This is a genomic window from Stenotrophomonas sp. 05L414_2, assembly GCF_056397905.1.
This window is the reverse complement of sequence record NZ_JBFTOJ010000180.1, coordinates 1-10,276: the sequence shown is the minus strand read 5'-3', so window position 1 is coordinate 10,276 and position 10,276 is coordinate 1. Positions and strand designations below refer to the sequence as shown.

Genomic DNA, 10,276 nt, shown 5'->3' with positions numbered 1-10,276 from the left:
GATCTGAACGACGGCAACCTCGCCGCCAATCCGGTGGCCGGCCGTCCGCCGATCGTCGATGGCGTGCTCGGCGGCAAGATGGACATTTGGACTGTCGGCGCGAACTGGTACTGGCGCTCGAACTTCAAGCTGATGCTCAACTACGTGATGGTCGACAGCAAGAAGTACAGCTCGACCGCCCGCGGCTTCGTCAACGACGATCCGAACATCCTGGAAGCCCGCGCGCAGTTCTTCTGGTAATACCGGAAGCACGCGTTCGAACGAAGGCACGGCCCAGGCCGTGCCTTCGTCGTTGTGGGCAGGCGGTGGCCGCGCGATGATGCCCTGCCCTGTCGACAAGGACCTTCGGGATGCCTTCTTCGCTCCGCCTGCGCCGCCTGCTTTGCGGTGTCCTGCTCGCTGCCCTGCCCGCCACTGCGTTTGCCTGTGACGATGCGGATACCGTGCGTGAGGCCGCGTATCGGCAGTTGCCGGCCGGCGCGCTGCCGGTCACGGCACGTTTCACCGATGCGGACAGCACGGCCTGCCGCGCGTGGCCCGCGCAGCCCGGCACGACCCTGCTGGCCGTCGCCCAATGGACCGCCCCCGCCTCGGAAGACGTGCGCGGTGGCGACCTGGACCTGCTGCTGATCGATACCGCCAGTGGCCAGCCGCTGGCCTGGACCCGCGTGGCCGATGCGGTCAGCAGTGATGCGCTGCGCTTTACCGGCCTGCGCCTGGACACAGCACGCTGGCAGTTGGACCCCGCCACCCGCGCGTTCGGCGTGCGCATGGACTACAGCGGCAGCTCAGGACCCAACCCGTTCGCGCAGACCGAACTGCAGTTGTTCGTACGCGAGGGCCGGCAGCTGCGCCGGGTGCTTGCCCCGCTGGCCGTCAGTGGCAGTCGCGGCGAATGGGATACGCGTTGCGCCGGCGAGTTCAGCCGCTTCGAGCGCACGCTGGAGATGGGCAGTGCCAATGCCGCTGGCCTGGCGCCGATCGTGGTGCGCGAAAAACGCACCGATACGATCAGCGTCGCCACCGGTGACGACTGCCATGCCACCGACACGACGGCACCCGTACAGCGCTGGACACTGCAGCCCCGCGACGGTCGCTATGCCGTTCCGGAGGCGCTGCGCGGGCTCTGAAGGGCGGGCTTGGGCACCGCCATGACGGCTGTCACGTTCGCGTCATATGACAGACGCGGGCGTGTCATGGAACCGTTATGGAATGTGCACCGAAACGTCGGGCAGCCGCCCCTCGACCACCCCAGGAGTCTCTCCCGTGATCCACGCCTTCAAGTCGCGCGCCGCCGTCGCCATTCTGGCCGCGTCGTCCGTGTTCGCCGCCAACGCCGCCGATGTCACCGGCGCGGGCGCCTCGTTCATCTACCCGGTGATGTCCAAGTGGTCGGCCGACTACAGCACCGCTACCGGCAAGAAGGTCAACTACCAGTCGATCGGTTCCGGCGGTGGTATCGCCCAGATCAAGGCAGCGACCGTGGACTTCGGTTCGTCCGACGCGCCGCTGAAGCCGGAAGAGCTGGCTGCCGCCGGCCTGGCCCAGTTCCCGTCGGTGATCGGTGGCGTGGTGCCGGTGATCAACGTTGCTGGCGTCGCCCCCGGCGCGCTGAAGCTGGACGGCCCGACCCTGGCCAACATCTTCCTGGGCAAGATCACCACCTGGAACGACCCGGCCATCGCCGCCCTCAACAGTGGCCTGACCCTGCCCAGCGGCAAGATCACGATCGTTCATCGTTCGGACGGCTCGGGCACCACCTTCAACTTCGTCAACTACCTGTCCAAGGTCAGCCCGGAGTGGAAGAGCAAGGTCGGTGAAGGCACTTCGGTACAGTGGCCGGCCGGCATCGGCGGCAAGGGCAACGAAGGCGTTGCTGCCTACGTGAAGCAGATCAAGGGCGGCATCGGCTATGTCGAACTGTCCTACGCGCTGCAGAACAAGATGTCCTACGCGGCGATGAAGAATGCGGCCGGCAAGATCGTGCAGCCKTCGGACRCCTCGTTCTCGGCCGCYGCGGCMAGCGCCGACTGGGCCAACGCCCGTGACTTCTACCTGGTGATGACCAACGCCCCGGGCGCTGATGCGTGGCCGATCACCGCCACCAACTTCATCCTGGTGCGCAAGCAGCCGAAGAACGTGGCGGGCGCCAAGGCCACGCAGGAGTTCTTCCGCTGGGTCTACAAGAATGGCGATGCGCAGGCCAAGCAGCTGGACTACGTGCCGCTGCCGGACGCGCTGGTGCGCCAGATCGAGACCTACTGGACGCAGAACCTGAAGTACTGAGTTCGTTGCAAGGCGTTCCCCCGCAGGAACGGGGCCGGCGGGTCCTCTCTCCCCCGCCGGCCCCACCGGGCGCTGGATCCTTCGGGGTCCGGCGCTCTTCTTCTTTGTAGGGTTGGTCGTGAAAGGCGCTGCGCTTCCCTTGATGAGTTGCTGCGGCGATGGGCCGGGCTGCGCAGGACGGCCGCAAGTACGTCCTTGTAGGCTCGGCCCATCGCCGCCTGATGGTTCATCGGGGCGCGGTGGGGTCATGGAAGGCAGGAGCGGGGGCAACGGTGCTATGGAGTGACCATGAAACTGCACTCGGCCAGCCTTGCCGCCCTTTCCCTGGCCATCGCCCTGGGCCTGTCTGCCTGCGGTGGCGACAAGCAGGCCGCACAGCAGCCGGCCGCTGACGGCGCCGCTGCTCCGGCCGCTGCCGGCGACAAGGTGACCGCTGAGGTCTCCGGTGCCGGCGCCTCCTTCATCTTCCCGCTGGTGTCCAAGTGGTCGGCCGACTACAACACCGCCACCGGCGCGAAGATCAACTACCAGTCGATCGGTTCCGGTGGTGGCATCGCCCAGATCAAGGCCGGCACCGTTGATTTCGGTTCGTCCGACAAGCCGCTGAGCAGCGACGAGCTGGCCCAGGCCGGCCTGGCCCAGTTCCCGTCGGCCATCGGCGGCGTGGTGCCGGTGGTCAACATCGACGGCCTGGAAGCCGGCAAGCTGCGCCTCAGTGGCGCCCTGCTCGCCGACATCTTCCTGGGCAAGGTCAAGACCTGGAACGACCCGGCCATCGTCGCCGCCAACCCGGGCGTGACCCTGCCGGACGGCAAGATCACCATCGTCCACCGTTCGGATGGTTCGGGCACCACCTTCAACTTCTCCAACTACCTGTCCAAGGTCAGCCCGGAGTGGAAGAGCAAGGTCGGCGAAGGCACCTCGGTGCAGTGGCCGGACGGTGTGGGTGGCAAGGGCWATGAAGGCGTTGCTTCCTACGTGAAGCAGATCAAGGGCTCGATCGGCTACGTCGAACTGGCCTATGCCCTGCAGAACGCGATGCCGTACACCTCGCTGCAGAACGCGGCCGGCACCTGGGTGCAGCCGAACGCTGAAACCTTCGCCGCCGCTGCCGCCAGCGCCGACTGGGCCAGCGCCAAGGACTTCAACCTGGTCATCACCAACGCCCCGGGCGAGCAGGCGTGGCCGATCACCGCCACCAACTTCATGCTGATGCAGAAGAAGCCGAAGGATGCCAAGCGCAACCAGGATGCGCTGGCCTTCTTCAAGTGGGCCTTCGAAAGCGGCCAGACCCAGGCCAACGAACTGCACTACGTGCCGCTGCCGGCCGAGCTGGTCAAGCAGATCGAAGCCTACTGGGCGACCGAACTGAAGTGATGGACCCGACGGTGCCCGCCACGTGCGGGCACCGTCTCCTGCACATCGTGCTGCCCCGCCCCTTCCTGGCCCTGCCGTCCCCATGAATGCCATCGCCCAGCCTGTAGCCGCCCCGTCCACGCGTGATACGCGTGATGCCCGCAACGACAAACTGTTCCGATGGGTGCTGGTCGGCACCGTCATCTTCGTCCTGATCGCGCTGGCCTGCGCCGCACTGTCGATGCTGTGGGGTGGTCGCCACGCCCTGCAGATGCAGGGCCTGAGCTTCTTCTTCTCCTCCGACTGGAATCCGGTCGAAAACAAGTTCGGCGCCCTCGCCCCGATCTACGGCACCCTGGTCACCGCGCTGATCGCGATGGTCATCGCCGTGCCGGTCAGCTTCGGCATCGCCTTCTTCCTCACCGAAGTGGCACCGCGCTGGCTGCGTGGTCCGGTCGGTACCGCCATCGAACTGCTGGCGGGCATTCCCTCGATCATCTACGGCATGTGGGGCCTGTTCGTGCTGGTGCCGGTGATGACCGAGTACGTCACCCCGTTCCTCAACGAAACCCTGGGCGAATGGCCGATCATCGGCCCGGTGTTCCAGGGCCCGCCGCTGGGCATCGGCATGCTCACCGCCGGCTTCGTGCTGGCGATCATGGTCATCCCGTTCATCTCCTCGGTGATGCGCGAAGTGTTCCTGACCGTGCCGACCCGCCTGAAGGAATCGGCCTACGCGCTGGGCTCCACCAAGTGGGAAGTGAGCTGGGACATCGTGCTGCCCTACACCCGCTCGGCGGTGATCGGTGGCGTGTTCCTCGGCCTSGRCCGCGCRCTGGGCGAGACGATGGCGGTGGCCTTCGTGATCGGCAACAGCGTGCGCCTGTCGCCGTCGCTGCTGGAACCGGGCACCACCATCGCCGCACTGATCGCCAACGACTTCGGCGAAGCCACTGAAACCTACCGCTCGGCGTTGCTGCTGCTCGGCTTCGTCCTCTTCATCGTCACCTTCGTGGTGCTCGCCATCGCCCGCCTGATGCTGATGCGCCTGTCCCGCAAGGAGGGCAACTGATGTCCAGCACCGCTGACTCCCTGTACCTGCGCCGCCGCATCGGCAATGTCATCGCCATCGCGATGTCCTGCGCCACCGCGCTGTTCGGCCTGTTCTTCCTCGGCTGGATCCTGTTCACCCTGGCCTCCAAGGGCCTGGCCGGCATCAACCTGGATCTGTTCACCAAGATGACACCGCCGCCGATGCAGGAAGGCGGCCTGGCCAACGCCTTCTTCGGCAGTGCGGTGATGTGTGCGCTGGCGATCGGCATCGGCACCCCGCTGGGTGTGCTGGCCGGCACCTGGCTGGCCGAGTACGGCAACGCCCGCAAGGCCGGCACCGTGGTCCGCTTCGTCAACGACATCCTGCTGTCGGCCCCGTCCATCGTGCTGGGCCTGTTCGTCTACACCCTGTACGTGATGCAGACCGGCGGCAGCTTCTCCGCCTTCGCCGGTGCACTGTCGCTGGCCTTCATCGTGCTGCCGGTGGTGGTGCGTACCACCGACGAGATGCTGCGCCTGGTGCCTTCGCAGATGCGCGAAGCCGCGCTTTCGCTGGGCATTCCGCAGTGGAAGGTGATCGTGCAGGTGCTGTACCGCAGTGCCTCGGCCGGCATCATCACCGGCATCCTGCTGGCGCTGGCCCGCATTTCCGGCGAGACCGCACCGCTGCTGTTCACCGCCTTCGGGAACCAGTACTGGAACAGCAACGTGTTCCAGCCGATGGCCTCGGTGCCGGTGGTGATGAACCAGTTCGCCGGCAGCCCGTACGAATCCTGGCAGGTGCTGGCCTGGGCCGGCGCGCTGGTGCTGACCGTGTTCGTGCTGCTGGTCAGCCTCTCTGCGCGCGGCATCCTGCTGCGCAACCGTATCTCCCATGACTGACCTTTCCGTGGATACCGCCATGAACGACCTTTCCAACGCCGTGCCGATGCAGCGCATCGTCGTGCCGGCCTCGCACGAGAACCTGCACGCTCCGGCCCCGGTCAAGCTCGCCGCGCGTGGACTGGACTTCTACTACGACAAGTTCCACGCCCTGAAGGGCATCAACCTGGAGATCCCGGAAAAGCGCGTGACCGCGCTGATCGGTCCCTCCGGTTGCGGCAAGTCGACTCTGCTGCGCATCTTCAACCGCATCTACGCGCTGTATCCGAAGCTGGAAGCGCGCGGTGAGGTGATCCTCGACGGCGAGAACATCCTGTCGCCGAAGTACCCGATGAACCGCCTGCGCAGCAAGGTCGGCATGGTGTTCCAGAAGCCGGTGCCGTTCCCGATGACCATCTTCGAGAACGTGGCCTACGGCATCCGCCACCACGAGAAGCTGTCCAAGGCGGACATGGCCGACCGTGTCGAGCACGCGCTGCGCCAGGGCGCGCTGTGGGACGAAGTGAAGGACAAGCTCAACCAGAGCGCGCTAGGCCTGTCCGGTGGCCAGCAGCAACGTCTGTGCATCGCCCGTGCCGTGGCCCTGCGCCCGTCGGTGCTGCTGCTGGACGAGCCGACCTCGGCGCTGGACCCGATTTCCACCAGCCGCATCGAGCAGCTGGTGGAAGAGCTCAAGCACGAGTACACCATCGTGATCGTCACCCACAACATGCAGCAGGCCGCGCGCGTGTCCGATTACACCGCCTTCATGTACCTGGGCGACCTGATCGAACACGACCGCACCGAAGTGATCTTCTCGCAGCCGTCCAAGCAGCAGACCGAGGATTACATCACCGGCCGGTTCGGCTGATCGGCGCTGACGCTTCGTCACCTGTCCCAGCCAGGCGCGCCTGGCTCTACCTGGATTGCAGAACATGAACCTTCCCAACGACCACATCGTCAAAAGCTACGACGAAGAGCAGCAGCGCCTGGTGGCCGAAATCGTGCGCATGGGCGAGATGGCCGTCGCCCAGCTGGAGGCGTCGATGGACGTCATCGAGAAGCGCGATGAGAACGCCGCCCATCGCATCATCGCCAACGACGAAGCGATCGATGCGCTGGAACAGCAGATCAGCCACGACGTGATGCGCCTGGCGCTGCGTGGCCCGATGGCCCGCGACCTGCGCGAGATCCTCGCCGGCCTGCGCATTCCGGCCGATATCGAACGCATCGGCGACTACGCGGCCAACGTCGCCAAGCGCTCGATCGCGCTGGGCAAGGTGCCGCCGCTGCCGCAGATCCAGGGCCTGCGCGCCCTCGGCCGCCTGGCCGCACAGCAGGTCCGTCGCGCCATTGCCGCCTACCGCGACAACGATGCCGATGCCGCGCTGGAACTGCGCGAGGACGACGCCCGCCTGGACGCGCAGTACACCGCGCTGTTCCGCGAGCTGCTGACCTACATGATGGAAGACCCGCGCAACATCACCCCGTGCACCCACCTGCTGTTCATGGCCAAGAACCTGGAGCGCGTGGGCGACCATGCCACCAACATCGCCGAGAACGTGTGGTTCCTGGTGCACGGCGAACAGCCGCTGCCGCCGCGCCAGAAGCGCGACGAGACCTCCAGCGCGGGCGATATCTGATACTGCACTGCAACACCGGATTCGACTCCAGGGTGGCCGCTGTCCTCGTGACAGCGGCCTTTTTGTTGGCGCTGCAATACTTCTCACGAAAATTTGAATTCCCGGCGAGGATTCGTTGAGTAGGATCGCTGCACCATCGCTTCACCACGGGCACCCGCCCACCACCCAGGAGCACGACCGATGAGCACCTCCAACAAGACGCTGTCCCTGCTGACCGCCACCGCCCTGGCCGCAGGCCTCGGCATGACCGCCTCCGCCTCGGCCCTGAGCATGACCGACCTCGCCCAGGGCTACCTGGTGGCCGGCCAGGCGGCCAAGGCCACCGATGCGAAGGCGACCGATGCAAAATCCGCCGATGCGGCCAAGCATGCCGAAGGCAAGTGTGGCGCCGACGGCAAGAGTGCTGAAGGCAAGTGCGGCGGCGACAAGAGCAAGGCAGCGGCCGGTGCGGACACCAAGGCCAAGACCGGCGGTGACAAGAAGTCGGCCGAAGGCAAGTGCGGCGAAGGCAAGTGCGGTGGCAAGCACTGACGTCCGCGCCGGCGTCGTCCACCCGAGGTCGCCGCTTCCTGCGGCGGCCGTGGGCCTGGGCCTGCGCCGTGCCCTGCTGCAGGACCTGCGCGATGCACCGGCCGGCGATTTCGATTTCCTCGAATGCGCGCCGGAGAACTGGATCGGTGTCGGTGGTCCCGCAGGTGACGCGTTGGCCGAACTGGCGGCGCGCCATACGTTGAGCTGCCACGGCCTGTCGTTGTCGCTGGGCGGCAGTGCCCCTCTGGATACCCAGCTGCTGGCGCAGGTGGGTGCGTTTCTGCACCAGCATCAAGTGCCGCTGTACAGCGAACACCTGAGCTACTGCAGCGACGAGGGCCACCTGTACGACCTGCTGCCGATTCCATTCACCGATGAAGCGATACGCCACACCGCTGCCCGCATCGCCCGGGTGCAGGACATTCTCGGCCGCCGCATCGCCGTGGAAAACGTGTCGTACTACCTGGCGCCGGACCCGACGATGGACGAACTGGCCTTCACCACTGCCGTGCTGGCCGAGGCCGACTGCGATCTGCTGCTGGACGTCAACAACGTCTACGTCAATGCCTGCAACCATGGCTACGACGCCGATGCCTTCATCGCCGGCCTGCCCGCACAACGCATCGTCTGCCTGCACGTGGCCGGGCACCTGGACGAGGCGCCGGACCTGAAGATCGACACCCATGGCAGCCCGGTGATCGACCCGGTGTGGGACCTGCTGGCACGCACCTACGCCCGTATCGGCCCACGCCCCACCCTGCTCGAACGCGACTTCAATTTCCCGCCCTACGCCGAGCTGCGGGGCGAACTGCAGACCATCCACCGCCTGCAGGCCGCGCATGCCGGAGCCGCCCATGGCTGATGCCCCCGAACGCCTGCGTGCGCAGCAGCACGCGTTCACCGCGCACCTGCGCGACCCGGCACAGGTACCGGCGCCGCCCGGCATGGACCCGCGTCGGGTGGCCGTGTACGAACGCCTGCTGTTCAACAATCTGTTGGGGTTGTTGAGCAATGGCTTCCCGGTCTGCGTGCGCCTTCTGGGCGAACCGGACTGGAGTGCACTGGTGCGCCACTATTTCGCCAGCCACCATTGCCACACCCCGTTGTTCACCGAACTGGCTGCCGAGTTCGTGCAGTGGCTGCAGGTGCAACCGGAGCTGCCGCATCCGGCGCTTGCCGAACTGGCCCACTACGAGTGGGTGGAGACCGCGCTGTACCAGCTGCAGGCCGATCCGCTGCCGGAACCGGGCAACATCGATCCGCTGCAGGTGCCGCTGCGCCGCTCACCGCTGGCCTGGCCGCTGCTGTACCGCTGGCCGGTGCATCAGCTGGGTAGCGAAGATGCACCGTCGCAACCACCGGCAGAGCCCACCGGCCTGCTGGTGCGGCGCGACGCTGATGGCGCGGTGCGATTTGCCACCCTGACCAGCCTCGCAGTGCATCTGCTGACCCTGATCGGCGAGTCCCCCGGGGCCACCGGCCAACAACAGCTGCAGCAACTGGCCGCCCTGCACCACCTCGATCCTGGGACATTGGCCGCCCCTGGCGCGCACCTGCTGCAGCAGTTCCTGCGTGCTGGCGTGATCGGTCCGCTCCCCGCTTCACCCTGACGCCCCTTCCAGGAGATGCACCGATGAAGACCCCGACCCTGGCCGCCGCACGCGGCCAGCTGGACCGTTTCGCCCCGTGGTTGGCCCCGCTTGGCCTGCGCCTGCTGCTTGCCTGGGAATTCTTCGAATCCGGGCGCGAGAAGCTGCACGGGCAGAACTGGTTCGCCGATCTGCAGGATGCTTTCCCGTTTCCGTTCGACCAGCTGCCCGCTGCGCTGAACTGGCAATTGGCCACCTGGTTCGAACTGGTGGGCGCAGCGTGCCTGCTGTTGGGCTTCGGCACCCGCGTTGCGGCCGCCAGCCTGCTGGTGCTGACGGCTGTGGCCACGTATGCGGTGCACTGGCCGGCCGAATGGAGCTCGCTGGGCGATCTGGCGATGGGCTATGCGATCAGCGATCAGGGCTTTGGCAACTTCAAACTGCCGGTGCTGTTCATGGCGATGCTGTTGCCGCTGCTGTTCACCGGTGCTGGGCGCCTGAGCGTGGATGAAGTGCTGGCGCGCTGGTATCCGTCGGGCCCCACGGCGCGGCCTGTGCTCCGGTAGATGCCGACCTTGGTCGGCGCGCAGGGTGCCAACCAAGGTTGGCACCTACCGGGATCCCGGGCGACGTGGTCGGCGCACGCCGCGCCGTCCGGTAAATGCCGTCCTTGGTCGGCGCACGCCGCGCGGTCCGGTAGATGCCGACCTTGGTCGGCGCGCAGGGTACCAACCAAGGCTGGCACCTACCGGGATCCCGGGCGCTCAGGGTCGCTCTGCTAGAATCCGTACATGACCGACCCCACTTCCGCACCTGCCGCCCTCCCTGTTTCCGACGTACCCCAGGCGCAGCGCGCGATGTCACAACGCTTCCGCGGCTTCCTGCCGGTGGTGGTGGATGTTGAAACCGGCGGCTTCGACAGCCAGCGCAACGCGCTGCTGGAAATCGCCGCCGTGC

General features: G+C 66.6%; 12 protein-coding genes and 1 pseudogene. All 13 read left to right on the top strand.

Annotated features, from left to right (window positions below; all coding sequences use genetic code 11):
- Window positions 1–240: porin (locus AC1DJN_RS18840; protein ID WP_478039761.1), on the top strand; the 240-nt coding region annotated here is incomplete at its 5' end.
- Between the two features lie 110 nt (window positions 241–350).
- The gene (locus AC1DJN_RS18835) at window positions 351–1,130 is read left to right on the top strand and encodes a PA3715 family protein (protein WP_442251039.1); all 780 of its coding nucleotides are present in this window, start codon (window positions 351–353) and stop codon (window positions 1,128–1,130) included.
- Window positions 1,131–1,266: 136 nt separating this feature from the next.
- Window positions 1,267–2,286, top strand: a complete 1,020-nt coding sequence (pstS, locus tag AC1DJN_RS18830) for a phosphate ABC transporter substrate-binding protein PstS (RefSeq protein WP_478039759.1) — start codon at window positions 1,267–1,269, stop codon at window positions 2,284–2,286.
- Between the two features lie 288 nt (window positions 2,287–2,574).
- Window positions 2,575–3,663 carry a phosphate ABC transporter substrate-binding protein PstS gene (pstS, locus tag AC1DJN_RS18825; RefSeq protein ID WP_478039756.1) on the top strand — a complete coding sequence of 363 codons (1,089 nt, stop codon included), beginning with the start codon at window positions 2,575–2,577 and terminating at the stop codon, window positions 3,661–3,663.
- Between the two features lie 82 nt (window positions 3,664–3,745).
- Complete coding sequence (gene pstC / locus AC1DJN_RS18820) at window positions 3,746–4,714, top strand: phosphate ABC transporter permease subunit PstC (protein ID WP_478039753.1); 969 nt, start codon at window positions 3,746–3,748, stop codon at window positions 4,712–4,714.
- Window positions 4,714–5,577: a phosphate ABC transporter permease PstA gene (pstA, locus tag AC1DJN_RS18815; protein ID WP_032951813.1), complete on the top strand. Its 864-nt coding sequence runs from the start codon at window positions 4,714–4,716 to the stop codon at window positions 5,575–5,577. The genes pstC and pstA overlap by 1 nt, the downstream gene beginning before the upstream one ends.
- 19 nt (window positions 5,578–5,596) lie before the next feature.
- Window positions 5,597–6,427, top strand: coding sequence for a phosphate ABC transporter ATP-binding protein PstB (pstB, locus tag AC1DJN_RS18810; protein WP_025875381.1), 831 nt, complete (start codon window positions 5,597–5,599; stop codon window positions 6,425–6,427).
- Window positions 6,428–6,491: 64 nt separating this feature from the next.
- Window positions 6,492–7,199, top strand: coding sequence for a phosphate signaling complex protein PhoU (phoU, locus tag AC1DJN_RS18805; protein WP_049465163.1), 708 nt, complete (start codon window positions 6,492–6,494; stop codon window positions 7,197–7,199).
- 180 nt (window positions 7,200–7,379) lie between these two features.
- Window positions 7,380–7,730 carry an HvfA family oxazolone/thioamide-modified RiPP metallophore gene (locus AC1DJN_RS18800; RefSeq protein ID WP_442251038.1) on the top strand — a complete coding sequence of 117 codons (351 nt, stop codon included), beginning with the start codon at window positions 7,380–7,382 and terminating at the stop codon, window positions 7,728–7,730.
- On the top strand, window positions 7,717–8,592 hold the full coding sequence (locus AC1DJN_RS18795) for an HvfB family MNIO-type RiPP peptide maturase (RefSeq protein WP_442251037.1): 876 nt from the start codon (window positions 7,717–7,719) through the stop codon (window positions 8,590–8,592). The genes AC1DJN_RS18800 and AC1DJN_RS18795 overlap by 14 nt, the downstream gene beginning before the upstream one ends.
- Window positions 8,585–9,340 carry an HvfC family RiPP maturation protein gene (locus AC1DJN_RS18790; RefSeq protein WP_280884153.1) on the top strand — a complete coding sequence of 252 codons (756 nt, stop codon included), beginning with the start codon at window positions 8,585–8,587 and terminating at the stop codon, window positions 9,338–9,340. The genes AC1DJN_RS18795 and AC1DJN_RS18790 overlap by 8 nt, the downstream gene beginning before the upstream one ends.
- Window positions 9,341–9,363: 23 nt before the next feature.
- Window positions 9,364–9,885, top strand: coding sequence for an HvfX family Cu-binding RiPP maturation protein (locus AC1DJN_RS18785; protein WP_442251036.1), 522 nt, complete (start codon window positions 9,364–9,366; stop codon window positions 9,883–9,885).
- A gap of 225 nt (window positions 9,886–10,110) precedes the next feature.
- A pseudogene (locus tag AC1DJN_RS18780) lies at window positions 10,111–10,276 on the top strand (ribonuclease T); the annotation flags it as partial.